Annotated in this window: 26 protein-coding genes; 20 read left to right on the top strand and 6 right to left on the bottom strand. The window is 58.2% G+C overall.

Annotated elements, in window-relative coordinates; translation table 11 throughout:
- Positions 1–233 precede the first annotated feature (233 nt).
- The 4 genes from ykgO to AC4HNJ_RS19820 all read right to left on the bottom strand — a co-directional run bounded on the left by ykgO (position 234) and on the right by AC4HNJ_RS19820 (position 3924).
- A complete protein-coding gene (gene ykgO, locus AC4HNJ_RS19835) occupies positions 234–359 on the bottom strand; it encodes a type B 50S ribosomal protein L36 (protein WP_008215056.1) in 126 nt (41 codons plus the stop codon).
- A gap of 63 nt (positions 360–422) precedes the next feature.
- Positions 423–1334, bottom strand: a complete 912-nt coding sequence (locus AC4HNJ_RS19830; RefSeq protein ID WP_490481342.1) for a LysR family transcriptional regulator — start codon at positions 1332–1334, stop codon at positions 423–425.
- Positions 1335–1564: 230 nt separating this feature from the next.
- Positions 1565–3583, bottom strand: coding sequence for an FAD-dependent oxidoreductase (locus tag AC4HNJ_RS19825; protein ID WP_490481341.1), 2019 nt, complete (start codon positions 3581–3583; stop codon positions 1565–1567).
- Positions 3584–3666: 83 nt separating this feature from the next.
- Positions 3667–3924, bottom strand: a complete 258-nt coding sequence (locus AC4HNJ_RS19820; RefSeq protein ID WP_490481340.1) for an acyl-CoA-binding protein — start codon at positions 3922–3924, stop codon at positions 3667–3669.
- 108 nt (positions 3925–4032) lie between these two features.
- Between AC4HNJ_RS19820 and cmk the strand changes: the two genes are divergently transcribed.
- The 11 genes from cmk to AC4HNJ_RS19765 all read left to right on the top strand — a co-directional run bounded on the left by cmk (position 4033) and on the right by AC4HNJ_RS19765 (position 14510).
- Positions 4033–4713 carry a (d)CMP kinase gene (cmk, locus tag AC4HNJ_RS19815; RefSeq protein ID WP_490481339.1) on the top strand — a complete coding sequence of 227 codons (681 nt, stop codon included), beginning with the start codon at positions 4033–4035 and terminating at the stop codon, positions 4711–4713.
- A 163-nt stretch (positions 4714–4876) separates the two neighbouring features.
- A complete protein-coding gene (rpsA, locus tag AC4HNJ_RS19810) occupies positions 4877–6550 on the top strand; it encodes a 30S ribosomal protein S1 (RefSeq protein WP_490481338.1) in 1674 nt (557 codons plus the stop codon).
- A gap of 26 nt (positions 6551–6576) precedes the next feature.
- The gene (locus AC4HNJ_RS19805) at positions 6577–6924 is read left to right on the top strand and encodes an integration host factor subunit beta (protein WP_490481337.1); all 348 of its coding nucleotides are present in this window, start codon (positions 6577–6579) and stop codon (positions 6922–6924) included.
- A gap of 149 nt (positions 6925–7073) precedes the next feature.
- Positions 7074–7331 carry a LapA family protein gene (locus AC4HNJ_RS19800; protein ID WP_490481336.1) on the top strand — a complete coding sequence of 86 codons (258 nt, stop codon included), beginning with the start codon at positions 7074–7076 and terminating at the stop codon, positions 7329–7331.
- Positions 7328–8503, top strand: a complete 1176-nt coding sequence (lapB, locus tag AC4HNJ_RS19795) for a lipopolysaccharide assembly protein LapB (protein WP_490481335.1) — start codon at positions 7328–7330, stop codon at positions 8501–8503. The genes AC4HNJ_RS19800 and lapB overlap by 4 nt, the downstream gene beginning before the upstream one ends.
- Complete coding sequence (locus AC4HNJ_RS19790) at positions 8496–9542, top strand: MraY family glycosyltransferase (RefSeq protein WP_490481334.1); 1047 nt, start codon at positions 8496–8498, stop codon at positions 9540–9542. The genes lapB and AC4HNJ_RS19790 overlap by 8 nt, the downstream gene beginning before the upstream one ends.
- On the top strand, positions 9529–11424 hold the full coding sequence (locus tag AC4HNJ_RS19785) for a polysaccharide biosynthesis protein (RefSeq protein ID WP_490481333.1): 1896 nt from the start codon (positions 9529–9531) through the stop codon (positions 11422–11424). The genes AC4HNJ_RS19790 and AC4HNJ_RS19785 overlap by 14 nt, the downstream gene beginning before the upstream one ends.
- Positions 11425–12297 carry a UTP--glucose-1-phosphate uridylyltransferase GalU gene (gene galU / locus AC4HNJ_RS19780; RefSeq protein ID WP_490481332.1) on the top strand — a complete coding sequence of 291 codons (873 nt, stop codon included), beginning with the start codon at positions 11425–11427 and terminating at the stop codon, positions 12295–12297.
- 119 nt (positions 12298–12416) lie between these two features.
- A complete protein-coding gene (locus AC4HNJ_RS19775; RefSeq protein WP_490481331.1) occupies positions 12417–13706 on the top strand; it encodes an NAD(P)/FAD-dependent oxidoreductase in 1290 nt (429 codons plus the stop codon).
- On the top strand, positions 13703–14056 hold the full coding sequence (locus AC4HNJ_RS19770) for a tRNA-binding protein (RefSeq protein WP_490481330.1): 354 nt from the start codon (positions 13703–13705) through the stop codon (positions 14054–14056). The genes AC4HNJ_RS19775 and AC4HNJ_RS19770 overlap by 4 nt, the downstream gene beginning before the upstream one ends.
- Before the next feature lie 13 nt (positions 14057–14069).
- Positions 14070–14510, top strand: a complete 441-nt coding sequence (locus tag AC4HNJ_RS19765; RefSeq protein WP_490481329.1) for a GNAT family N-acetyltransferase — start codon at positions 14070–14072, stop codon at positions 14508–14510.
- On the opposite strand, the gene AC4HNJ_RS19760 is transcribed toward AC4HNJ_RS19765, so the two are convergent.
- Entirely contained in the window at positions 14507–15436 is a 930-nt protein-coding gene (locus AC4HNJ_RS19760; RefSeq protein WP_490481328.1) for an MBL fold metallo-hydrolase, read from the bottom strand. The genes AC4HNJ_RS19765 and AC4HNJ_RS19760 overlap by 4 nt on opposite strands.
- A 265-nt stretch (positions 15437–15701) precedes the next feature.
- On the opposite strand from AC4HNJ_RS19760, the gene AC4HNJ_RS19755 reads away from it, so the two are divergent.
- The 6 genes from AC4HNJ_RS19755 (at position 15702) to AC4HNJ_RS19730 (ending at position 21329) form a co-directional block, all read left to right on the top strand.
- Entirely contained in the window at positions 15702–16058 is a 357-nt protein-coding gene (locus tag AC4HNJ_RS19755) for a hypothetical protein (RefSeq protein ID WP_490481327.1), read from the top strand.
- Positions 16059–16577: 519 nt separating this feature from the next.
- A complete protein-coding gene (locus AC4HNJ_RS19750; protein WP_490481326.1) occupies positions 16578–18311 on the top strand; it encodes a copper resistance system multicopper oxidase in 1734 nt (577 codons plus the stop codon).
- A 62-nt stretch (positions 18312–18373) separates the two neighbouring features.
- Positions 18374–19078 carry a copper resistance protein B gene (locus AC4HNJ_RS19745; protein ID WP_490481325.1) on the top strand — a complete coding sequence of 235 codons (705 nt, stop codon included), beginning with the start codon at positions 18374–18376 and terminating at the stop codon, positions 19076–19078.
- Between the two features lie 15 nt (positions 19079–19093).
- Positions 19094–19621 (top strand): c-type cytochrome, encoded by a 528-nt coding sequence (locus tag AC4HNJ_RS19740; protein ID WP_490481324.1) that lies wholly within the window; start codon positions 19094–19096, stop codon positions 19619–19621.
- A 424-nt stretch (positions 19622–20045) separates the two neighbouring features.
- A complete protein-coding gene (locus AC4HNJ_RS19735) occupies positions 20046–20816 on the top strand; it encodes a sulfite exporter TauE/SafE family protein (protein WP_490481323.1) in 771 nt (256 codons plus the stop codon).
- Between the two features lie 141 nt (positions 20817–20957).
- Positions 20958–21329 (top strand): HU family DNA-binding protein, encoded by a 372-nt coding sequence (locus AC4HNJ_RS19730; RefSeq protein WP_490481322.1) that lies wholly within the window; start codon positions 20958–20960, stop codon positions 21327–21329.
- Positions 21330–21428: 99 nt separating this feature from the next.
- Here AC4HNJ_RS19730 and AC4HNJ_RS19725 read toward each other — a convergent pair whose 3' ends face one another.
- Positions 21429–22100, bottom strand: a complete 672-nt coding sequence (locus AC4HNJ_RS19725) for a class I SAM-dependent methyltransferase (RefSeq protein WP_490481321.1) — start codon at positions 22098–22100, stop codon at positions 21429–21431.
- Positions 22101–22346: 246 nt separating this feature from the next.
- On the opposite strand from AC4HNJ_RS19725, the gene aqpZ reads away from it, so the two are divergent.
- The 3 genes from aqpZ (at position 22347) to AC4HNJ_RS19710 (ending at position 26394) form a co-directional block, all read left to right on the top strand.
- The gene (gene aqpZ, locus AC4HNJ_RS19720; RefSeq protein WP_490481320.1) at positions 22347–23087 is read left to right on the top strand and encodes an aquaporin Z; all 741 of its coding nucleotides are present in this window, start codon (positions 22347–22349) and stop codon (positions 23085–23087) included.
- Between the two features lie 130 nt (positions 23088–23217).
- A complete protein-coding gene (locus AC4HNJ_RS19715; RefSeq protein WP_490481319.1) occupies positions 23218–24210 on the top strand; it encodes a DedA family protein/thiosulfate sulfurtransferase GlpE in 993 nt (330 codons plus the stop codon).
- 99 nt (positions 24211–24309) lie between these two features.
- Positions 24310–26394 carry a S46 family peptidase gene (locus AC4HNJ_RS19710; RefSeq protein WP_490481318.1) on the top strand — a complete coding sequence of 695 codons (2085 nt, stop codon included), beginning with the start codon at positions 24310–24312 and terminating at the stop codon, positions 26392–26394.
- The last annotated feature ends 22 nt before the right edge of the window (positions 26395–26416 follow it).

The raw sequence follows: 26416 nt of genomic DNA, 5'->3' as shown, positions 1-26416 counted from the left end.
CCGATCTGATCCGCCCGCTTCAACTCGTCACAAAGAAAAAGGCGCCCTTCTTGCGAAGGGCGCCTCCTTGGCCACGGCAGCTAGTTTTGACACAGGCTGCTTAGCGTGGCTTCTTTGTGTTCCGCGTGTCAGGCCGTTGCGGGGGGGTATGAATGGCATCGAGCGGTGTATTGCGGGTATAAAAAAAGCCGCTCGAGAGCGGCTTTTTCAATGTCGGTGAGTCGCGACCTCGATCAACGCTGACGCGCCTTGAAGCGCGGGTTGCTCTTGCAGATCACGAACACTTTGCCGCGACGGCGCACAACCTTGCAGTCGCGGTGCCGCTGCTTGGCGGACTTCAAAGAGGAAAGCACCTTCACGGCAGGCTCCTGAAACGATATGGCTGAACGAAAGCGCGCAAGTATAACTATTTGAAGCACTTATCACAAGCCCAGCGCCGCCTTGGCGTCGTTGACGGTCTCCAGGAACTGAGTGACCACGGGCGAGGGATTTTCCTTCCGGCTCGCCACGGCCAACAGTAGATAAGCTTCAGGGTTGGCTAGCGGCACATAGCTAACGCCGGAGAGTTTTACCACTTGCATACTGGCGGGCACCAAAGCTAGGCCGATGCCGGCAGCAACCAGGGCGATCAGACCGTTAAGTTGCTGGGCCTGCTGTCGGATTACCGGATGAAATCCGGCTTTAGCTGCCAATCGAACCAAGCGGTCATATAACGTAGCGGCCAATTCCCGTGGCTGGATAACAAACGGATCGCCGGCAACTTCCCCCAATTCTATGCTTTGGCGCTCCGCCAGGCGATGGCCGTCTGGCAGGGCAAGCAGCAATGGCTCGCGATCGATCACATCCAGTCGCAGTGCGCGGGCATCGTCCTCGTGGGTAGGGATATCACGTACGAAGCCGACGTCGATCTGTCCGTTTCGAATGGCGGAAAATTGCGGCTCCGTATACATCTCGCTGAGCCAGATCCTCACGTTGGGGGCGTTTTGCCCCAATCTGAGCAGAACTTGGGGCAGGGCGGGATGGAACGAGACCGAGACAGTGTAGGCCAGCTTCAGATGGCCACTGAACCCTGCAGCGGCCTCGGCGACGCGGGTCCGGGTGTCCTCAGCCATGGCCAATATCTGACGGGCTTGGTCGAGGAACAGTTGGCCCGGGGCTGTCAGCGTGACATTGCGCTTGTCGCGGTCCAGTAGACGCACCCCAAGGTCTTGCTCGAGGGCTTGGATCTGTTGGGAGAGGGGGGGCTGTGAAAGGTGCAGGCGCTGTGCGGCTCGAGTGAAGCTCAGCTCTTCGGCGACGGCGATGAAGTAGCGCAGTTGGCGAAAATCAAACATATATGACTTTCGTATAAGTGGGGCCCTAAATATATATTTGATTCTGTATCGGGTCGATCATAATATGCTCTCCGTCACGCCACTGACCCCCTCCCCCCGAGTGGCGTTGACCCTCGCCCCGCAGCGACGCTACCCCCGCGGTATTCGGCCTCCTTCCCCAGAGCCACTACCGACGCGTCGCTAGCGGGGCGCTTCCTTTCTCTTCTGCCGCAAGGGTTTGCGGATCCTTTTTAAAGTTCTGCTGCAAGCCGTGTGGCTTGGGCAATGGCTCGTTTTGCGTCGAGTTCCGCTGCGACGTCGGCTCCGCCGATCACGTGAACGGAGCGGCCTTGAGTGACGAGCGTGTCGGCGAGGTTGCGATTGGGTTCTTGCCCTGCGCATATGATGACGTGATCGATTTCCAGTACCTGCGATTTGCCATCGATGGTGATGTGCAGGCCTCGATCATCCAGGCAGTCGTAGGTGACGCCGCCGAGCATGGCGACGTTTTTATTTTTCAATGTTGCCCGGTGAACCCAGCCGGTCGTCTTGTTGAGGCGTGCACCTGGCCGGCCCGCAGTGCGCTGCAATAGCCAGATTTGTCGCGCTGGTGGTTCTGGTTGCGGCGATTGCAGGCCGCCTGGATGCGCGAGAGTCATGTCTATGCCCCACTCGCGAGTCCAGCGTGTGACATCCGTGGTTGGGGAAGGAATGTGCTCGACGAGAAACTCGGCGACATCAAAACCAATACCTCCTGCGCCGATGATCGCGACACGCGGGCCGACAGGATGATTCCGCGCCAGCACATCGAGATAGCTCAGTACACGCGGATCGTCGCTGCCCGGAAAACTTACACGGCGCGGCGTAATGCCAGTAGCTATCACAATGTCATCAAAGGTGTGAGTGTTGAACCATGTTGCATCTACTTGGCATCCCAGTCGCAGATGGACACCGGTATCGGTCAATCGATGCGTGAAATAGCGAAGTGTTTCGTGAAATTCTTCCTTGCCTGGGATGCGCTTGGCGTAATTGAATTGGCCGCCGATCTGATCGGAGCCTTCGACAAGGGTGACGTCATGGCCGCGCTCCGCCAGCGTGGTGGCACAAGCAAGACCGGCGGGTCCTGCGCCGACGACAGCAATGCGCTTGCCGGTTTCTACTGGAACTACGCGCAGCTCCGTTTCATGGCAGGCACGTGGATTCACCATGCAGCTTGCGCGCTGATTCTGGAAGACGTGATCAAGGCAGGCTTGGTTGCACGCGATGCACGTGTTGATGCGTTCGCCGCGACCGGCTTTCGCCTTGAGTGCCCATTCCGGATCCGCCAGTAAGGGGCGAGCCATGGAGACCATGTCCGCTTCGCCTTCGGCAAGAATCCGCTCGGCCACTTCCGGCATGTTGATGCGGTTGGTGGTAATCAGCGGAATCGAGACCTCATTCTTGAGTCTTTTCGTGACCCAGCTAAAGCCTCCGCGCGGCACACTGGTGACGATGGTGGGAATGCGCGCCTCGTGCCAGCCGATGCCGGTGTTGATCAAGCTGGCGCCAGCGATTTCAATAGCCTTCGCCAAGGTCACGATGTCTTGCCAATCCTGACCATCTTCGACCAGATCGAGCATGGATAGCCGGTAGATGATGAGGAAGTCCTTGCCAACGGCTTCGCGCATCCGTCGCACGATTTCAATGGCAAAACGCATACGTCTCGTCGCGTCTCCGCCCCATGTGTCGCGTCGATGATTGGTGCGCGCTGCGGTGAACTGATTGATCAAATAACCTTCCGAACCCATCACTTCCACGCCGTCGTAGCCGGCTTCCCGAGCCAGCTGGGCACAGTGGACAAAATCGTTGATCGTGCGCTCGACGCCACGTGCGCCTAATGCACGCGGCTTGAAAGGGGTGATGGGAGATTGGATAGGGGAGGGTGCGACTGACAGCGGGTGATAGCCGTAGCGTCCCGCGTGCAGGATCTGCATACAGATCCGGCCGCCTTCGGCGTGTACGGCGTGGGTGATCTTGCGATGCCGTGGCTTATGCCAAGGGAGAGTCATGCGACCGCCAAAAGGCTTGAGCCATCCCTGGATGCTCGGCGCAATGCCGCCGGTGACCATGAGTCCCACGCCGCCACGCGCACGCTCGGCAAAATAAGCGGCAAGCTTGTCGAAATCCGAAGCCTTGTCTTCCAGCCCGGTATGCATCGATCCCATCAGGATGCGGTTGGACAAGGTGACGTGCCCCAGTGGGAGTGGAGCGAACAGATGGGGGTAGCTCATTCGCGGACCGTCTTCAAACGATCGTATGAATGTGCCGCGTATTGGTGAGGGACGCAAGTGGCCCCTGAGCGGCAGGTCCAAGACTAGTCGAGCAATTGTTGTACCAACGCAATGTATTGCTGCATGGCTTCGTCTTGCGGCATGCCCTTCAGGCGTGTCCAAGCTTCTTGTTTAGCTGTGCCGATGAAATCGAAAAAGCCTGGGCGACAACCGTGCACATCACCCTGCGTGCCTTGTTTGTAAAGCGCGTAGAGGCTGAGCAATGTGTCATTATCTGGCCGTTCTTTGAGTCGCCGGATGTTGGTGGCGGCCTGTTCGAACTGGCGGTGAAGCTCGTTCATGGAAGACGGCGGCTGTGGGGTCGTGATGGATTGGGAACGGGAAAGCATGCGTCTGGCACCCCTGTGAACACGTTAAGCTAAGCACTTCCCGTGCCATCAGGTCAGTCCATGCAAACACGCCCGTCCGTGCCCGTACTTACCATCGACGGTCCCTCCGGATCGGGAAAAGGCACGATCAGCCGACGGGTCGCCGAGCAATTGGGCTGGCGGCTGCTGGATTCGGGCGCGCTGTATCGAGCGATCGGCTATGCCGCCGGCATGGCGGGGCTGGATTTAGCCGATGCCGAAGCAGTCACCCGATGCGCGGAAACCACGAAGATCCAGTTTCGTGCGGCGCCTAATGATGGCGAAACTCGCGTCATCGTCAACGGGCACGACGCCACAGGCGAACTCCGGACGGAGACGGCAGGTGCGGCAGCTTCCGCTATCGCCTCGGTGCCCTCCGTACGTAAAGCATTGATAGAGCAGCAGTTGAGCTTTCGTAGGTCGCCGGGGTTGGTGGCTGATGGGAGGGATATGGGTACAGTGATCTTTCCGGATGCGCCGTACAAGGTGTTCTTGACTGCGAGCGCGGCCGAGAGGGCGAAAAGACGCTATAAGCAGTTGAAGGAAAAGGGGCTCAGCGTTACACTTGCCGCTCTTCAGAGCGAAATTGAAGCGCGTGACGCCCGCGATGCATCGCGGGCCGTCGCCCCGCTCAAGCCCGCCGATGATGCAGTGTTGGTGGATACCACCGGCATGGGCATCGAAGAGGTGGTCGCTAAGGTTTTGGCCGTCGTGAAACCGTAACTGGGTCGCGGCGGTTTTGGTGCTTCATGCCGCGGCATGGGGTTTTGGGTCAACGGTGCGAGGGAGTCATCCTGATCACCCATAACCGGTGGGCCTACCCATTGCGCATATATCCGACGGCGCGCATGTGGGTCTAGGGCCTTTTCTTATTTTTGGAATCAACATGACTGAAAGTTTTGCCGAGCTGTTTGAACAGAGCCAACAGGCCATTTCTAAGCTGAAGCCGGGTGCCATCGTCACCGGCATCGTTGTGGAAATCCGCAACGACGTCGTCGTGATCAACGCTGGCCTCAAGAGCGAAGGCATCGTTCCGATCGAGCAGTTCAAGAGCGAAGACGGCGAGTTGGAAGTGCGCGTTGGCGACGAGGTGAAGGTGGCCCTCGACGCACTGGAAGACGGCTTCGGCGAGACCAAGCTCTCCCGTGAGAAGGCCAAGCGTTCCATGGTGTGGGACGACCTTGAGCAGGCTTTCGACAAGGAAGAGACCATTGTCGGCAAGATCTCCGGCAAGGTGAAGGGCGGTTTCACTGTCGACATCAAGGATGTCCGCGCGTTCTTGCCAGGTTCGCTGGTCGACGTGCGTCCGGTGCGCGATCCGGTGTACCTGGAAGGCAAGGATCTCGAATTCAAGATTATCAAGCTGGACCGCAAGCGCAACAACGTAGTGGTCAGCCGCCGCGCCGTCGTCGAGACCGAGTTCTCCGAAGAGCGCGAGAAGCTGCTGGAGCGCCTGACCGAAGGCGCGGTGGTCAAGGGTACGGTCAAGAACCTCACCGACTACGGTGCGTTCGTGGACCTAGGCGGCATCGATGGTTTGCTGCACATTACCGACATGGCATGGAAGCGCGTGCGTCATCCGTCCGAAGTCGTCAATGTCGGCGACGAGCTGGACGTGCGCGTGCTGAAGTACGACCGTGAGCGCAACCGCGTTTCGCTGGGCCTGAAGCAGCTGGGTGACGATCCGTGGGTCGCCATCTCGCGTCGCTATCCGGTCGGCAGCCGCCTGTTCGGCAAGGTTTCCAACGTCACCGATTATGGCTGCTTCGTCGAGATCGAACCGGGCGTGGAAGGCTTGGTCCACGTGTCCGAAATGGATTGGACCAACAAGAACGTCAATCCGGCCAAGGTAGTGCAGGTTGGTGATGAAACCGAAGTGATGGTGCTGGACGTAGATGAAGAACGTCGCCGCATCTCACTGGGCATCAAGCAGACCCGTTCGAACCCCTGGGAAGCTTTCGCCGCCACGCATAAGAAGGGCGACAAGGTCTCCGGCCAGATCAAGTCGATCACCGACTTCGGCATCTTCATCGGCCTGGATGGCGGTATCGATGGCCTCGTGCACCTGTCCGACATCTCTTGGCAGGCCTCCGGCGAAGACCTCGTTCGCAACTTCAAGAAGGGCGACGAGATCGAAGCCGTGGTGCTGGCCGTGGATCCGGAGCGTGAGCGCATCTCCCTCGGCATCAAGCAGATGGAGCAGGATCCGTTCGGCCACTTCATGGCCGTCCATCCGCGTGGTGCGATCGTGAACGGTACCGTCAAGGAAGTGGATGCCAAGGGTGCTGTGATCGATCTGGGCGATGGTGTCGAGGGCTATCTGCGCGCCAGCGATATCGCCAAGGAGCGAGTCGATGACGCCACTCAGCATCTGAAGCTAGGTGACAAGGTCGAGGCGAAGTTCACCGGTATGGACCGCAAAGGCCGCCAGTTGTCTTTGTCGATCCGAGCCAAGGATGAGGAAGAACTGCAAGACGTCATGGCCGAATACTCGTCCGCGTCGGGTGGTACGACCAAGCTTGGTGCGCTGCTCAAGGAACAGCTCAACAAGGCTGATTGATCAAGTACTTGTTTGGGGCGGCAACTTTGCCGCCCCAACTCGTTCCACGTCACGGACATTGGGGACCCATGACCAAATCCGAGCTGATTGAGGCGCTAGCAAGGCGCCAGACCCATCTTGCGTTTGGCGACGTCGAGTTGGCGGTCAAGAACGTCATTGAACAAATGAGCCAAGCCCTGGCTAGTGGTGAACGTATCGAAGTTCGCGGTTTTGGCAGCTTCGCCTTGCACTACCGCCCGCCGCGTATGGGCCGCAATCCCAAGACGGGTGAAGCCGTAGCGCTGCCCGGCAAGCATGTTCCGCACTTCAAGCCTGGCAAGGAATTACGGGAGCGTGTCAACATGCATTTGGAACAAGCACAGCGAAACAGCTGATCGTTCCCTTACGCTTAGTCCGACAGGCAGGCGGCCTTGAGCCGATCCTGCCTTTTCTTTTTTTGGATCAGCAGCAAAACGAACATTGGGGCTGAATCGCTCTTCACATACGTCTGTGAGGTGCACAGCCAATCAGGTAAAGTCGCACGATGCGACTGATCGTAATGCTGCTATTGCTGCTGTTCATCGCCGGGGGAGTAGTGCTCGGAGCACTTAATGCCGACCTCGTCGGCTACGACCTCGCGTTTATGCGTGTCCAGGTTCCTAAAGGAGCGGCGCTGCTGGTCATGCTTGCATTGGGCTGGATATTGGGTGGGCTGACGGCCTGGCTGGGCGTTACAGCTCAGCACCGCCGCGCTCGCCGGCAGACCGAAAAAAATCAGGGAAGGGCATCGAAGACACCATGAGTGCTCTTTATACGCTGCTGGCATTGCTGATACCGGCGGCTTTCCTCAGTGGCTGGTGGACGGCGCGGCGCGCCGGTGTGCGGCGTTCCGGAGCCCAGGTCAGCGAGCTGTCCTCCGATTATTTCCGAGGCTTGAACTACCTGCTCAACGAAGAGCAGGACAAAGCCATCGAGGTGTTCCTCAAGTTGGCTGAATACAACCGCGATACCGTAGAAACGCACTTAGCGTTAGGCAATCTTTTCAGGCGTCGCGGTGAAGTGGATCGGGCCATTCGTTTGCATCAGCATCTCGTTTCCAGGCCCGGCCTGTCGGAAGGCATGAAGACTGTCGCGCTATTGGAACTGGGGGAGGACTACATGCGAGCGGGTTTGCTCGACCGTGCCGAAGCCTTGTTCTCCGATCTGGTAGCGATGAATGCGCATGCTCCGTCCGCGCTGCGCCATTTGATAGCGATCTATCAACACGAGCGCGATTGGCACAAGGCCATCGAACATGCCCGTCGTCTGGAGGCGATGACGGGTGAAGAAGAAGCAACCACCATTGCACAGTTCTATTGCGAATTGGCCGAGCAATCGCGCCAGCATGGCGCACGCGCCGAGGCGCGCGAATATCTTCAACAGGCATTTGCCTGTCAGCCTGAGTGCGTGCGCGCCTACATGTTGACCGGACGTCTGCATGCCGAAGAAGGCCATCATGCGGAGGCGGTCGATGTTTACGAGCGCGCCGTTGCTGCGGACATCGCTTTCGTGCCGGAAATTCTGCCGCCCTTGCTCGATAGTTATGCGCGCTCCGCACAGATGGAGCGTGCCGAACATTTTTTGCGCGAAATCCTGGGGCGCTATCACGGTATTTCGCCAGTGCTTGCGCTGACGCACTTATACCAGCAGCGCGACGGTGAAAAGCCGGCCATCGATTTCCTTACGTCGCAGTTGCGTCAGCGCCCCTCGGTACGCGGCCTGATGGCGCTGATTGATGCCACGATGGACAAGATCGAAGGTGAGGCGCGGGAGAATTTCTTGATTCTTCGCGATCTCACGCGCAAGTTGCTGGAAGGGCAGGCGATGTACCGTTGCAGCCATTGCGGGTTCGGCACCAAGGCGCATCACTGGCAATGTCCCAGTTGCAAAGGTTGGAGCACCATCCGACCTATCCACGGCGTTGCCAATGAGTGAGGCGATCGTGGCTCGTCTCGCCCCGATCGTTCTGGTCGTGTTGCTTTCCTTTCTGATTTCGCTGGGAATCGTGCGCACGGCGATTGCCTATGCGCAACGACGCGGTATGTACGATCAGCCCGGACGCCGCCGCTCACACAAGGTACCCACGCCACGCGGTGGCGGTATCGGCATTGTGGTGGCGTGCCTGCTCATGATGCCGGTGGCATTGCTGCTTGGTCAGCCGGCATGGTCTCTTCACGTCGTGATGACGTTGGTCCTCTCGCTGTTGCTGACGGCATGGATTGGATGGTGGGACGACCATAGCTCTTTGCCTGTGCTTCCGCGCTTCGGTATTCAGATCCTTGCTGTCGCACTTTTTTCATTGGCTTTGATGGGGGACAGTCCTCACTGGCTGTGGTTACCGTTATGGATATTGGGCGGCGCATGGAGCGTCAACCTGCACAACTTCATGGATGGCATCGATGGTTTGCTTGCACAGCAAGGCATCTTCGTAGCCGGGGGATTGGCCCTTCTGCAATGGGGGATGGGGCAGCCGGCCCTGGCGGGGGCGTCGGCATGCGCGGCGGCGGCTTGTTTAGGTTTTTGGTGTTACAACCGGTCACCCGCCCGGATTTTCATGGGGGACGTGGGCAGTGGTAGCGTGGGTTTATTGGTATTCGCGCTCACGGCCATGATTTGGCAAGTGGATCAAGCGCGGGTCTGGCCGGCCCTGATCCTGAGTTCAGGCTTCGTGACGGATGCCAGCCTTACCCTGCTGGTCCGCATGCTGAGTGGGCGTCGCTGGTACACTGCCCACCGCGAACATCTGTATCAATGGATTGTGCGCAAGGGTTACACGCATGCGGTGGGAGCGGCGTGGTATCTAGGGTGGAACCTGCTGATGGCAGCCCCTCTTGCCATGTGGGCATTCACCAAACCAGGGATGGGGCTCATAGCCTGCATCGTCACTTATGCGATCGGCGCGGCGGTATGGCTTTTCGCCAAACGCAGGCTGATCCGGCGAGATCGATACAAGGTTCGTCATGTCCATACGTAAATGGGTCGGGACAGTTCATCCAAGAGCAGCCGTGGTTGCCCACGATCTGCTGGTTACCGCGTTTGCCTGGTGGGTTGCCAAGGAATTGCGGTACGCCCTGGATCCTCAGCTTTCCGTGACATTTGGATTATTAGAATTTCCCATTGTGCTGGCCGTGCAGGGACTGGTTTACGCATGGACCGGCCTCTACAAAGGCGTTTGGCGCTTCGCTAGCTTGCCGGATCTGTGGAACATCCTGCGTGCCGCCATCGTGGGCACGGTTGCCATTGGCGTAGCGCTGTTCCTGTACGGTCGCCTGGACGGTGTGCCCCGTTCGATCCTGCTGCTCTATCCCTTCGTACTGGCGCTCTTTCTGGGAACGCCGCGGCTGGCCTATCGCTTCTGGAAGGACAGTCGCATCGATCTTTTCATGAGCGCCAAGACACAGCGTGTTTTGATCGTGGGCGCCGATCGCGCCGGTGAAGCGCTTGCGCGCGATTTGCACCGGGATATGCGCTACATGGTCGTGGGATTCGTCGATGACCAGCGGTCGCTACGAGGCGCACACATCAATGGCAAACCGGTGTTGGGCACCTTTGACCAGCTGCCGGAAGTCGCCAAGGAAGCGGCCGTTCAAATGCTGTTGATTGCGTTGCCGGGCGCAAGCGCGCGGCAGATGCGTCGTGTGGTGGAGCTATGCGATTCCACGGGCTTGCCTTATCGCACCGTGCCCAAGCTCGAAGATGTCGTGGCCGGGCGTGCGCAGTTCAATCAGATCAAGGAAGTTTCGATCGAAGATCTTCTGGGGCGCGATGCTGTAGAACTGGACTGGACGCGCATTCGCGAGACTTTGACAGGACGTCGCGTCCTGGTAACTGGCGGTGGTGGCTCCATCGGCTCGGAATTGTGCAGGCAGGTAGCGCGTCTCGGCGTTCATGCACTCACTATCGTGGAATCGTGCGAATACAACCTGTATCGGATTTCACAGGAGCTTCGCGCGCAATATCCGGAGCTGTTGCTCAATAGCGTGCTGGCCGACTGTGGCGATCCCATTGCGATGCGCCGGCTGTTCAGCGAAGCCAGGCCGCAAGTGGTGTTCCATGCGGCGGCCTACAAGCATGTCCCCATGCTGCAAGGCCAACTGCGCACCGCCGTTCGCAACAATGTGCTGGCGACACGCACGGTTGCCGACCTTTCTCACGAGACAGGGGTCGAGTGTTTCGTACTGATTTCCACTGACAAGGCGGTCAATCCGACCAGCATCATGGGCGCCTGCAAGCGCGTTGCGGAAATCTGGTGCCAGAACCTCAATGCACATTCGCAGACCCATTTCATCACTGTGCGATTCGGCAATGTGCTCGATTCGGCCGGCTCGGTAGTGCCTCTGTTCCGCCAGCAGATCCGGTCCGGTGGACCCATTACGGTGACCCATCCGGAAATTTCGCGTTACTTCATGACCATTCCGGAGGCTACGCAGCTGATCCTGCAAGCTGCCGCAATCGGGCGTGGCGGAGAGATCTTTGCGCTGGACATGGGTGAACCGATCAAGATCCGCGATCTGGCCGAACAGATGATCCGCCTCGCCGGCAAGAAACCCGGTACCGAAATACCCATCGTCTACACGGGCTTGCGGTCAGGCGAGAAATTGTTCGAAGAATTGTTCCATCCGCTGGAAAACTACAGCGCGACGACACACAACAAGATATTTCTTGCACAGCACCGCCCGGTTTCCTGGGATCTGCTGCAGGCGCAGATGGCTAGGGCCGCCGACGCCGTACGGCAGTACGACGAGGAAGAACTGCGGCAGTGCGTGTCAAACCTGCTTCCGTCATTCTCCTGGAACGATGTTGCCCAACCAAACAATGTCGTACCGCTCCGCCGTAACGAAATTGGAGAGAAGTGAGTGAGTAAACCATTGCGCAAGGTGGTGTTTCCCGTAGCAGGCCTTGGAACGCGCTTCCTTCCGGCGACCAAGGTTGTTGCCAAGGAAATGCTTCCTGTTCTGGACAGGCCCCTGATTCAGTACGCAGTCGATGAAGCTGTCGACGCGGGGGCCGATACGCTGGTGTTCGTCACCAATCGCTACAAGCACGCGATCGCTGACTATTTCGACAAAGCCTATGAGCTGGAAGCCAAGCTTCAGGAAAAGGGCAAGGACGAGCTGTTGGCGCTGGTGCAAGGTACGCTTCCCCGCAATGTACGCGCCATCTTCGTGACCCAGCCCGAAGCGCTGGGACTGGGGCATGCCGTGTTGTGTGCCAAACCCGTCGTGGGCGACGAACCGTTTGGCGTGATTCTTCCGGACGACCTGATCTGGAACCGCGGCAAAGGTGCTTTGCGCCAGATGGCCGAGTTGTCCGAGGAAGAGCGAGCCGGTGTCATCGCGGTCGAAGAAGTGCCTCATGATCAAACGGACAAGTACGGCATTGTCGACGCCGAACCGATCAACGAACGTAGCGCCCGCATTCGCTTCATGGTCGAAAAACCCAAGCCGGCCGATGCACCTTCGAATCTGGCCGTCGTCGGCCGTTATGTACTGCCAGGACGCATCTTTCAATTGCTTGAGCAGACCAAACCCGGGGCAGGCGGAGAAATCCAGTTGACTGACGCAATCGAAGCCTTGCTGACCGAACAGGGCAAGGTGCTTGCCTATCGGTTTGAGGGTACCCGTTTCGATTGCGGCAACAAGGCAGGTCTGGTGCGTGCGACCATCCACATGGCCATGCAGGATCCGGCGTTGGCCCAAACCGTTCGCGACATCGCGAGCAAGCTTTGATGATGTAACCCTCGCGCCGGTCGAAGACGGTGTGAGGGCGTCGCCTCAAGACACCCAAGCGCCTGCGTCCCGTACGCGCTATGCTCGGCCGTCCGCCCTGCAACTTGCGCATCACAGGCATGAAGCAATCCCAGGTTCCTTCCTATTACCGCGCCACGGCAACTCCGTACGAGCGTTACGCGCCGTTGCAGGGGAGCCAGGAAACTCGCGTTGCGATCATCGGCGGCGGATTTGCGGGACTGAATACGGCCCTCGGGCTTGCGGAACGCGGAATGCGCGACGTCATCGTGCTGGAGCGGCAGCAGGTCGGTTTTGGTGCGTCTGGACGCAATGGAGGGTTTGTATTCGGCGGCTATTCGCTGGGTGAAGAGGCCTTGCTTCGTCAGTTGGGGCCACAGCGGGCGAAGCAGTTATTCGATCTCACTACCAGCGGCGTGCAGCGCATACGCGAACGTGTCACGCGCTATGCGATTGACTGCTGCATGATCGACAAGGGTGTGATATGGGCTAATTGGTTTCGTGATCCCGCTGTGCTGCGCAAACGGCAGCGCTTGCTCGCCGAGTATTACGGCGTGCATTGGGATTGGCTGCCGCAGGAAGAATTGCGTGAACGTGTGCACACCGAACGGTATTTCGACGGTCTATACGAACGCAATGCGCTGCATCTTCACCCATTGAATTACGCTATTGGATTAGCCGCTGCCGCCACAGAGCAGGGGGTACGCATCCATGAAGACAGCGACGTGTGGCGTCTGCGGCGTGAAGGGGCTCACTGGCGAATCAGCACACCGCAAGGTGAGTTGCAGGCCGAACAGGTTGTACTCGCCTGCGGAGGCTATCTGGCTGGGCTGCATAAGCAGATCGACCGCGCCGTATTGCCGATAGCCACGTATGTCATGGTGACCGAGCCGCTTGGCGAACGTCTCGATGCATGCCTGCAGACCCAGGCCGCCATTTACGACACACGATTTGCTTTCGATTATTACCGGCCCTTACCCGATAAACGTTTGTTGTGGGGCGGGCGTATTTCGATTCGTGACCGCTCCACATTAGCTGTGCGCAACGTATTGCTGCGCGATTTGCTGAGAGTCTTCCCGATGCTAAAGGGTGTGCGCATCGATTATGCATGGTCAGGTTTGATGAGCTATGCGCGCCACCAAATGCCGCAAATCGGTACCGATGGTGACGGATTATGGTGGGCTCAAGCATTCGGAGGTCATGGTCTTGCTCCGACTTGCGCCGCCGGCGAGCTTCTTGCCACCGCAATTGCGGAGGGAAACGAGACATGGAAGCAATTTGCCGATTACGGTCTTGCCAGTGCCTACAAACCCTTTGGATTTCTGGCAGCACAGGCAAGCTATTGGTGGCAGGAATTCAATGACTGGTTCAAGACGAGTCTGGAAGGATGAGCGAGCAAGCAACGGTTTCAGCGGAAATTACCTGGACCGATTTCGAAAAGGTCGTGATGGTGGCGGGCACGATAACGCGGGTCGAAACCTTTCCCGAGGCGCGTAAGCCCGCATGGAAAATCTGGGCGGATTTTGGTCCTTACGGCGAGCGTAAAACCAGCGCTCAGATTACCGCGCTATACACGCCGGAATCGTTGGTGGGGCGACAAATTGTCGGAGTCATCAATTTTCCCGAAAAGCAGGTCGGGCCTTTCCGATCCCAATTTTTGCTTACGGGCTTTCATACCGATCGGGGAGTAGTCATCACCACGGTGGAACGCCCGGTGCCGAACGGCGCAAGACTGGCTTGAGCGTTTGTTCGTGATGAGCGATGAACGCCAATTACGCCTGGCACGCGTCGACGACGCGTCCGAGATAGCACGGCTCGCTGGAGAGCTGGGTTATGCGGCTTCCGCTGAAACCGTGCGCCAACGACTGTTTATACTGTTGCCGCATCCCGATCATCGTATGGCTGTCGTTGCGGGACACGGTGGTTTACACGGGTGTATCGCCGTCGAACGACGCCATACTCTCGAATCAGGCGAGCGTATCGAGATCGTCGGTCTAGTGGTGGACTCACGTTCTCGCGGCGGCGGAGTAGGGCGTTTGCTTGTGTCAGAAGCGGAGCAATGGGCGCAGCAACGTGGTTTTCATACAGTGTCAGTACGCTCCAATATCGTCCGCGAGGCTTCGCATCCCTTCTATGAACAGTTGGGCTATGTACGGCGCAAGACACAGCATTTTTATGCTAAGGATTTGCCCTAGCGCCGGTCCCGGTCCAGCCAGTCGCCAAGGCCTTGTGCATTGAGTTCGATATCCGTCCCCAGCCAATGCAAGAGCGCTTCCCGGTCGCCACGCCATCCATGTGCAGCGGTACGAGCCGCATAGAGTGCGGTGAGCGCGTTCACCAATCGCTGGTGCCGATCCTCCGAGCCAACCATTTCTTGTGCAATGGCCACCATGTCGTCGATCAGCGCATGTAGCTTGACGGCGAGTTGCTGCACGCCATCAACGCGTCCGTAATGGGTGAGATACATCGCAGCCGGCTTCAACCCCACCAGATGATCAATCGAGGCATGCAGCGCTTGTGGATCAAACTGCACCGGCGTGGTGGTCGGAAGGATAAAAGGGCCTTGTTCAGTGTCGAACTCGCGGTAAGAGAGACCAAACGTGTCGCCGGTAAAACATACATTGGCATGCGCGTCGTAGACGGCCAGATGATGTCGCGCATGGCCGGGTGTATCGATGCAGCGTAACAACCGTCCCTGCAGGTCAACCACGTGACCGTCCGGCGCCTCCACAACACGTTCGGCAGGAACCGGTCGAAGGCGGCCATAGGACTGTTCCATCACCGTTTCGCCATATACGGCGGTCGCACCGGCCCAGAGCTGCGACGGATCGATCATATGCTTGGCGCCGCGCGGATGTACGACCAGGCGCGCATTGGGTAATCGCGCCATCAATTCACCGGCACCGCCTGCATGATCAAGATGAACATGCGTGAGTATCAGCCATTCGATCTGTGACGTATCCATGCCGGCATCGGCAAGTGCGGCCAGCAGGCGAGGCACCGAATGGTTGGTACCGCAATCAATGAACGCACCGCGTCCACCGTGTACAACCAGATAGGCTGCATCGAACTGCGGTCGTACAAAACCGGTGTCAATGGTATGGATGCCGTGAGAGTTCATATTGATCATTGCAGAAGAGTTGCGAACAAGATTTTTGCGATGAGGCGTACGATTTCGGGGCTTTTCGTGAGCACCGACGGTGGGGCCATTTTCACCTCTGCTTGAGCACAAAGCGAGGGCAGGCAGTGTGTTTCGCGATAACGCTTCATGGTTCGCCCATGTGCCCGAGTCATGAGCCATGCTCGCCGTTTTATAGTCATTTTCAGATCGCGTGAACGTTGCGGCTTCCATACTTTTGCGACAACGCAGGGTGAGGGAGCAAATCATGCGCGTCGTTTTTGCAAGTTCTGCATTGGTTTTGCTGGCAGCCTTGATGGCAAGTTCGACCAGCGTTGGCGCTTTCGCACAGGATGAAGCCCCACCAGGGATGATGCCGAAAGCGGTCGGTCAGACACCTGGTATGCAGCACAGTTCCACATCCCAAGCCATGGCCAACATGCATGGCATGCACACAATGCCTGCGACCGTGACGCAGGCAGACCCCAAGACCGGCATCGTGGATGTGATGGCAGAGGGCATGGCACTGAGAGTGCATTTTCCACCTTCCTCCATGGTAAACCTGAAGACTGGCGACAAAATTGGGCTGTATATGGCTTACAGCCAGGCCAACGTGGTGAAGTGATGCCTGAAGCGGTTGAGGATGCAGCGCAGTGATAATAAGCTTGCCTCCTCATGTTCTTCTCGTCCTCCCTCAAGCGTTCTGCTGTGCAGCCTTATACGTGCATGTTTGCCATGCTCGCCTGGTTGCTGATGGCGGTGACCATGCCTATCGCTTCGGTAGGTATGGCGTTGCATGGTGGCGGCATGGCGAAAACAGTCGCTGTGGAGATGTCGCAACATCCTATGACCGTCGCGCCTCACGCTCATGCAAGTCACTGCTGCGGCAAGGTCTCGTGCGGAGCTTGTCATTGCGATGCGATGTGCGGCGGTATGATGCTTCCCTCAGTGCCCGCTTTATTCGCGCTCGCATGGGGGCCTGAGCATTACGTCCCCATGCGGAGCATGGATACGCCTGGTCTTGATCCTATTCCTCCGTTGCGGCCGCCGGCGGCCTGATCGCTCCACTACTCACCTTGCTTGACTTGCCGCGCGCTTTTTAAGCACGCGATGCGAGCTATTCCGCTTTGCATGGAGTGATCTCATGAATACGTTTTATTCGCCGTACGCGACAGATCTGTCGCGGCGACGATTCATCCAGGGCGTCGCTCTGGGCGGCGCAGCCGCTGCGCTGGGTGTATGGCGTCCGGCCAACGCGTCTAACGCGATAAGCCACCGGGCGCCTGCCTTGTTATCCGGTACGGACTTTGCGCTTGAAATCGGTCAGACGCCGGTCAATTACACCGGTGTGTCCGGCATCGCCACCACTGTCAACGGCAGCTTGCCTGGGCCTATTTTGCGTTGGAAGGAAGGGACGGAAGTGCGGCTCAGCGTCACCAATAGACTACGCGCTCCCACATCCATCCATTGGCACGGCATCATCGTGCCGTTTCGCATGGATGGGGTGCCGGGTGTCAGTTTTGACGGCATAGCTCCCGGCGACACGTTTGTCTATCGATTCAAGGTGAGGCAATCAGGAACCTATTGGTACCACTCGCATTCGGCTTTCCAGGAACAAACCGGTGTCTATGGCGCATTGATCATCGATCCAGCCAACGCGCCACGCGTGGTCGCCGACCGCGATTATGTGGTCATGCTCAATGATTGGACGGATGACAACCCGGCAAGCATCTTTGCGCGCCTGAAAAAGCAAAGCGACTACTACAACACCGCCATGCCGACCGTGACGGACTTCATCCGGGATGCGCAAAAGGAGGGGCTGCGCGAAGCATTTGCCAAGCGGAAGATGTGGAATGCCATGCGCATGAATCCCACCGATTTCAGCGATGTCTCTGCATATACCTACACCTATCTGTTCAATGGCCATGCTCCGGCGTCGAACTGGACAGGCCTGTTTCATCCTGGTGAAAAGATCCGGCTACGCATCATCAATGGCTCGTCGATGACTATCTTCGATGTGCGTATACCCGGCTTGAAGATGACCGTGGTGAGCGCTGATGGCCAGGACGTAGAACCTGTTTCTGTCGATGAGTTCCGCATTGCGGTTGCGGAAACCTATGACGTGATCGTGGAACCCCAGGAAGATCGCGCGTATACGGTATTCGCACAGTCGATTGACCGCGGCGGTTTTGCACGCGGCACGCTCGCCCCTCGTTATGGAATGGAAGCCGAGATACCCGCTATGGATCCGCGTGTGTGGCTTGGTATGCAGGACATGATGGGCGCCATGTCGGATCACGGCATGACGCATACACCAGACATGCCAAACATGGCCGGCATGTCGATGCAGGCGGAAAATCATACAGCTGTCCCTCCACTCAAAACGGGGCCGGGCGTGGATATGCACGTCGCACATCCACGCACGAATCTGGACGATCCCGGAGCAGGTTTACGAAACAATGGGCGTCGCGTATTGACCTATGCTGATCTGCATACTGTCGGCGGTTCCATCGATCACCGCGCGCCGGGCAGAGACATCACTCTGCATCTCACCGGCAACATGGAGCGTTACATCTGGTCATTCAACGGTGTGAAATTCTCCCAGTCCGAACCGCTCCGCTTCCACAACGGAGAACGTTTGCGCATCGTGTTGATCAACGACACCATGATGAATCACCCGATTCACCTGCACGGCATGTGGAGCGAACTGGAAAGCACGGATGGCAGGTTCCTGGTTCGCAAACACACCATCAACGTACAACCGGCGCAACGCATCAGCTACGCCGTAACCGTGAATAATCCGGGGCGTTGGGCTTATCACTGCCACATGCTTTATCACATGGAGGCGGGCATGTTCCGCGAGGTGGTCGTGGCATGAGCGGATATTTGTGCATATCCGGCAACGGGTGCCGCAGTGTGCTGGCATGTTTGATTGGATTCATGCCTGCCTTGGGCGTGGCGCAGACTCAGGCCGTGGCTGATGGGCAGCCTATGCTAAACGTGGGCATGAACGACAATGCTTCGCATGCGATGTTGCTGATCGATCAGTTGGAATTTTTCAACGGCTATGATGGCCATGGCGGTGCCTGGGAGGCGGAGGCTTGGTACGGTAATGACGACAACAAACTATGGCTGCGCAGTGAGGGTGAAAGCAGCCGCGGCCACATTGAAGACGGCGATGTGGAGGCGCTTTGGAATCATCCTGTTTCGGCCTTCTGGAATACGCAACTCGGCGTGCGGCACGATCTCGGCATAGGACCACACCGCGATTGGGCCGCATTCGGCATCGAGGGTCTTGCTCCCTATTGGCTTGAGCTGGAGGCGACCGCCTACGTGGGCCATTCAGGCCGGTTGGCTGCACGCGGGCGCGTCGAATACACCCTGCGCTTTACCCAGCGCCTCATGTTGCAGCCGGAATTTGAGGTCAATCTCTACGGTAAGCGCGATCCGGCGCAAGGTGTCGGAAGCGGCCTATCGGACGCGAATCTTGGTCTGAGACTTCGCTATGAGGTCACACGTCAATGGGCACCCTACGTAGGCTTGGCATGGGTACGTCGCTTTGGCGCAACGGCAGGGTTTGCGCGTGATGAACGTCAGCCTGTGTTCGATCGTCAGATTGTTGTCGGCATCCGCTTTTGGATGTAATCGAGGATTTAAATGATGAAACGTTGCAAGGGTCTTGTGGGTTTTCTGGCAGCAGCGGTGTTGTTGGTTGTCTTTGTTTATGGCTTCGCTTGGTCGGGTCTCTACAACGTTGGTGCGGATTCGCCGCACTGGCCGCTGACCTATCGCTTCCTGTCACTGGTTCGAAACCGGTCAGTGCAGCGGCATGCTGCTGCGATAAAAGTTCCCAACCTGGACGATCCGGCGTTGATTCTGAAGGGCGCCGGGCAATACGCCGCCATGTGTACGGCGTGCCATCTTGCGCCGGGCATGCGCAAATCTGAACTGCGCGCAGGTCTTTATCCGCAACCTCCGGATCTGGCAAAGGAGCGGATCGATCCGGACAAGGCATTCTGGATCATCAAACATGGCATCAAGATGAGCGCTATGCCGGCCTGGGGCGTCACCCACGACGACAATACGCTTTGGAGCATCGTCGCATTTGTGCATAGCCTTCCCGGCATGACACCGGCGCAATACAAAGACATCGTCGCCAAAGCGCCGCCTGACGACGATATGAAGTAAGACAGCAATGCGATGCCCTGGGGAATGCATAAGACTAACTGGCCTCACGAACAGCGCCTGCGCCGCAGGCGTTCGCGACGACGCACGAAGCACCAGAACACAGCAATCATGGCTGCTGGCGCCAAGACAAGCACCATTAACTCAGCGATCCATACTTGACGCGGCGTGCGCTGCCCAGATCAACTTGTGTATCGCCGTTGATCAAGCGGCCGGCCATGAGAAAGTCGTCAGAAAAGAAAAGGAGCAGGCCTGTACGGTGATCGTCATAGGCAAGACGCGAAGACCGGTGCCTGGATGCAGGTAATACACCGATAGTGCGGTTTCGTCGCCCTTTCATCGACGATCTCGGCGATGGCGCTAGGATGCAGAGTCCGGCCGGGCTCGGTTTAATGCTCATGCTCCCTGATGCTACAGAGGTACGAGCTTGATTCCCTCGCACGATCTCCTTGCTGTCCTGTGCGGATCGCTCGTCGGTTTTTCGCTTTCTTTGATCGGCGGAGGCGGGTCGATTCTGGCGATGCCTTTGCTTCTCTATATCGTGGGCCTGCATGACCCGCACAGGGCGATCGGGACCAGTGCGTTGGCCGTGGCCGTGAATGCCTTCGCCAACCTGATACCGCACGCCAGGATGCGGCATGTGCGCTGGCGCGCTGCTTTCATGTTTGCTGCGACCGGCGTGTTGGGCGCCTATCTCGGGTCGAGCCTGGGCAAGGTGATCGATGGGCGCCGCCTGCTGATCTTGTTTGCATTGCTCATGTTGGTCATTGCAGCGCTGATGTTGCGTGGTAAACGCGCGCATGACGGCACGGGTTATCCTCATGCACATGCCTTTCCGCGGCTTGCCGTAGTAGGACTCGGGGCCGGTAGCCTTGCCGGCTTCTTCGGCATCGGTGGTGGTTTTTTGATCGTGCCGGGCCTGGTATTTGCCAGCGGCATGGCCATGATCGAAGCGATCGGCACATCGCTATTTTGCGTGGGAGCCTTCGGTTTGACGGCGGCGCTCAATTACGCCGTGTCCGGTCTGGTCGTGTGGCCATTCGCGTGCGAGTTCGTTGTCGGTGGCATTGCAGGCGGCTGGTGCGGCATGTTGGCAGCACAAAAATTGTCCCATACACGTGGTGCGCTTACGGTCCTTTTTGCCGTCGTGATCGTGGCGGTGGCCCTGTTCATGCTGGCAAAAAGCTTGCTTCATTAGGGCTGCGGGGGCGGTTTGAACCTTTTTTACGCATCTTTTGGGCTTTTTTTTGCATTTGCCAGTTGGCGAAACCGCAAATTTCCCCTACATTTCTGCTCGCCGAAAGGCATTTCAACAATCCAAATAACGATGGGGTAGTCCATGGCAAAGACGAAGGCAGCAAAAGGCAAAACGGCTTCTAAAGCCGCCGCAGCTCCCAAGCCGATCAAGGAAGCACTGAGCAAGTCCGGTCTGGTTGCACACCTGGCCGAAACGACGGGTCTCGCATCCAAGGATGTGCGTAGCGTACTTTCCGCGCTGGAAGGCGTTGCGCATGCCTCGATCCATAAAAAGGGCGCCGGCATGTTCACCCTGCCTGGCCTGCTGAAGATCACAGCCGTCAATGTGCCTGCCAAGCCGAAGCGCAAGGGCATCAACCCCTTCACGAAGGAAGAGCAGTGGTTCGCCGCCAAGCCTGCCACCGTGAAGGTGAAGATCCGTCCGCTCAAGAAGCTCAAGGACGCAGCACTCTGATCTTCGCTTCGAGCCGGTTTTTGACCGGTTCGGGGACAACCACGGGATGCGTTGCCGATGGCGACGCATCCCGTTTTCATGCGGCGTTGAAGGTCTTGCTCAAGCTCGCTTGGCGATGAAAATAATCGAAGCCGGTCGACCTGTGGCGGGATGAAGTGGTTCACGTATCTCGCAGAGGTTCCATCCCGATGCGTGAAGCAACGCGATCCAGCTAGCCAGCGTTCTGAAGTACCAAGGGGAGGGCGCGGGAAAGGCGGTGCCGAATCCCGACCAGTGCTCCTCTCTCCAGCCGTCAGCATACGCCTGCTCGCCGCACCCTATGACGGGATGCACGGTTTGCACGATCAGCCAGCCGTTTTGAGGCATCTGCATCGCAAGCGACGCGATAAGGCGCTGGACCGAGTGCTCGCCTAGCAGCGAAAAATTGCAGACTACGGCATCGTTGTGGCAGACGATTTGCCCGGTACCGATGTCTTCGTACGAAGCAACGCGAAACGTTCCACCTGCTTCGCGTGCATGCGTCACCAGTTCCGGCACGGCATCCACGCCTTCTGCTTCCACACCCTGCGCAGACAGCGCGCGAACCAGCCAGCCTTCACCGCATCCCACATCAAGCACTGATCGCGGACGAACTTCCAGCACCGCCTGGATAATCGCCTGATCCGTCACCATGCGCCGGCTTTCGATCAGACCGTCGCGTACTGCGCGCGTCCAAGCGCCGGCATTGTCGTACCAGCTGTGCACGATGTCGGTATCGCAGTGCTTTTGCATAAAGCTTCTGGAGGACACTTGCAGTGGCTAAAGCCATAACGTGCCACAGATGATCTGCCGTGCATATCGTTGCTCATCAGGCCCTGGCAATGGGCCATGCCCCCTTCCGGTTCTTCGAAAGCCGTGTTATTACCGTCCGGCCATTCATGGTCGGGAAAGCCATGGTGGTGCCAGGGGGACGTAAGACGTCGCACGAACGACATACACAGCGATTCGCTCATCATTTCGTTGATTGGAGAGACGATTATGTTCAAACGACTCTGTGCTGAATTTTTTGGGACCTTCTGGTTGGTGCTTGGTGGTTGCGGTAGCGCTGTGCTGGCCGCCGCTTTTCCGGCATTGGGGATCGGTTTTCTCGGCGTGGCGCTGGCTTTCGGCCTTACCGTGGTCACCATGGCCTATGCGTGCGTCGGCATATCCGGTGCACACTTCAATCCCGCTGTGACGGTCGGTCTTTACGCCGGTGGACGGTTCAGTGGAAAAGACGTTATTCCCTACATCGTGTCGCAAGTGGTGGGTGCCATCGTGGCAGCGGCCGTGATCTATGTGATAGCCAGCGGCAAGCCGGGCTTCGATGCAACGGCCAGCGGATTTGCATCGAACGGTTATGGCGCACACTCGCCCGGAGGCTATTCGTTGCAGGCGTGCATGATGTCGGAGTTCGTTCTCACTGCGATGTTCGTGATCGTCATTCATGGCGCAACAGATCATCGTGCACCGGCCGGTTTCGGCCCGCTAGCCATCGGCCTTACGCTGACGGTGATCCACCTGATCAGCATTCCGGTCACTAACACTTCGGTGAACCCGGCCCGCAGTACCGGTGTTGCCTTGTTCCAGGGAACCTGGGCGCTTCAACAGCTGTGGATGTTCTGGCTGGTGCCGCTGGTTGGCGGTGCGGTAGGCGGCCTGATCTTCCGGCACCTGCTTGATGCGGATACCAAGCCGAGCGTCACCACTGCCGTTGAGCCGGAGCTAGGGCGCGCCTGAAAGCCTTTTGGCCGTACTTGGACCCATCAGACCGGGGATAGCGGATTTCATCTGGCATGTCCCCGGTCTGCCGCTTGCAATAGACTATGGCTACCCCAACGATGCAGACGTTCTGATCGAGGGTCATCCAGTGACGCACGCGATCGTCGCTTTGATTGCCGAATACGGTTTGGTGCTGGTCTTCATCAATGTTCTGGTGGAGCAGGCGGGCATGCCGTTGCCTGCTGTGCCGACGCTGGTCGTCGCGGGTGCGCTGTCTTCCGTCGGCAAGCTGCCGCTGGGGGCGGTGATCCTGGTGGCACTGGTGGCTTGCCTGATCAGCGATCTGGCCTGGTATTGGGCGGGGCGTCGTTTCGGGGCGACCGTAATGCGTACCTTGTGCCGTATTTCGCTATCGCCGGACTCCTGCGTAAAACAGTCCGAATTGCGATTCCAGCGTTGGCGCGGGCAGATCTTGCTGATCGCCAAATTCGTGCCCGGCCTTTCCACCATCGCGCCGCCGCTGATGGGGGCGATGAAGCTCAGGCCGCAGATTTTCTTGCTGTTCGACGCCCTCGGCTCGTTGATCTGGATCGGGCTGGTCGTGGGGCTGGGCTATGCATTCTCCCAACAAATCGACCATGTGTTGTTTGTGCTGGCCAGCGCAGGCACGGTGGCGATCGAATTCCTGCTGGCGTTGCTGCTGGCCTATGTATTGGTGAAATGGTGGCAGCGCAAACGCTTGCTGCTTTCGCTGCGTCTTGCGCGCATCACCGTCGACGAGTTGCATGACCTGATCGAGGACGGCAAGGCCCCGGTTGTGGTGGATGTGCGTTCCCAGGCTACGCGTCTCGTCGATAACCGCATCATTCCCGGCGCTGTCATGGTGGATTTGCGAGGGATCGAACGCGATCTCGATCACGTATCCATCGATCAGGAAGTGATCATCTATTGCAGCTGCCCAAATGAGGTATCCGCGGCAAAAGCGGCAAAAGGGCTGGTGCTGCAGGGCTACCGGAAAGTGCGTCCGCTGCTGGGAGGGCTCGACGCATGGGCTGACGCAGGTTACGACATCGACCGGCTTGTCGTGCCTCAGCCACAACCCATGGATGGTGCGGCCATGGCGTCAGGGCACGCCCGCTAGGTTCGGCAGGCTCCACGACCCTGTGCCAAGGGTCACGTTGTTATGTTGTAACGTTCCTCTCATACTGGTTGTATCGTGCACTGCAGAGGGGATATCGCTATGAGGCAGGTGTTCGGTTTTGTATTGGCTGGCATGCTTGTCGTCGCAGCAGGAACCGCGATGGCCGATGAAGGCATGTGGACCTTGGACCATCTGCCGATCAAGCAGATGCAGCAGCGCTACGGTTTCACCCCCAGTCCGCAGTGGATCGATCTGGTCCAGCATGCGGCACTGCGTCTGGCTGAAGGCTGTTCGGGCTCTTTCGTATCCGCCAATGGCCTGGTGATGACCAACCACCATTGTGCCAACTCCTGTCTTTCGCAGCTTTCGAAAGGCCATGAGGATTACATGTCCAACGGTTACGTCGCGCTCAAGCAGGAGGACGAACCGAAATGCCCTGACGTCGAACTCAACCAACTGGAGTCGATCACCGATGTCACTGCGCAAGTCAATGCAGCTATCACCGGTAAAGTGGGTGCAGAACGTGTAAAAGCGGAGCGCGAAATCGATAGCAAGCTGGAACAATCCTGCGTGCACGGCGACGCCAAGACCTGGCGATGCGACGTGATCACGCTCTACAACGGCGGACGCTATGCCCTATACAAGTACCGTCGTTATCAGGACGTACGACTGGTGTTTGCGCCTGAGCAGAGCATTGCGTTCTTTGGCGGCGATCCAGACAACTTCAATTTTCCGCGCTATGACCTGGACGTAACGTTCTTCCGCGCTTACGTCAATGGCAAGCCGGCAAACACCCCGCAATTCTTCAAGTTCGATACCCAGGGGCCCAAGGCCAACGAAATGACCTTCGTGGTGGGTAATCCCGGTTCGACACAACGCGGCATCCCGTGGATCCAGTTGGCCGGCATGCGCGATTACCGGCTCGTGCCGTTCTACGGTTTGTTGTCGGAGTTGCGTGGCGTGTTGTGGCAGTACGGCCGGTTCGGTAGCGAACAGGCCAAGGAAGCGCAGGAAGTGCGTTTCCTGGTGGAGAATTCCATCAAGGTGTTCAATGGCTGGCTGCAGACGCTGGCCGACGAAAATTTCATCGAGCACAAGCAGCAACAGGATGCCTCGTTGCGCGCGTGGATGGCTGCGACACCGGAACGTCGCGCTAAATACGGCGACCCCTGGGCCAACCTTGCGCGCGCGCAGCAGCGCAGCAAGGAGCTGGAGGCACGTTATGACATGATCGAGCGCGGCATGGGTTTCGGTAGCCGTTTTGCGCAACTGTTCGATGACGCGCGAACCTTGGTGCGGGCCGCTGCCGAACGCAGCAAGCCGGATGGTGAACGGTTACCCGAATTCCGTGAAGCCAATCTCCCGGCCGTGCAGCAAGCGCTGGAGTCGGATGTCCCCGTCTATCCGCAATATGAGCAGACCATGCTTTCCTGGTCGTTGGAAAAACTGCGCCAGGTACTAGGGGCGGACGATCCTCTTGTGCATCAAGTGCTCGGCAAGCAATCACCTGACGAGCTTGCACAGCGTCTGGTCAGTGGCACGCATTTGGGCAATGTCGCCGCGCGCAAGCAATTGTGGGAGGGCGGCGAAAAGGCCATCGAAGCATCCAGCGATCCGATGATCGTGCTGGCACGCCAGATCGACCCAGAGGCACGCAAGATCCGCAAAGCCTACGAAGATGAAGTCAAGGCGCCCACCGACAAGGCCGATGAAACCATCGCCAAGGCGCGTTTCGACCGTGACGGCACCTCAAGTTATCCGGATGCCACCTTCACGCTGCGTCTTTCCTACGGCAAGGTCGTGGGCTGGAATGAAAACGGTACGCCGGTGCCGCCCTTCACTTATTTCAGCGGCTTGTATAAGCGCGCTACCGGTGCCGATCCGTTCAAGTTGCCGGAGAGTTGGGTAAAAGCGCAGGGCCAGCTTGATATGAATACGCCGATGGACTTCGTGACCGACAACGACATCATCGGCGGTAACTCCGGCAGTCCGGTGATCGATCGTGAGGGACATGCCGTCGGTCTGATCTTCGACGGCAATATCCATTCGCTCGGCGGTGATTTCGTTTACGACGGAAGCAATAACCGCGCCGTAGCGGTGGATACGGCTGCATTGGTCGAAGCCGTGCGCAAGGTCTACAACCTGCCGCGGCTGGCTGATGAGCTCACGCAGGGACATCTATAAAAAATCACCTCATTGCATCGCG

The organism is Dyella sp. SYSU CM1112, assembly GCF_058216415.1.
This window is presented reverse-complemented; position numbering and strand designations above follow the sequence as displayed.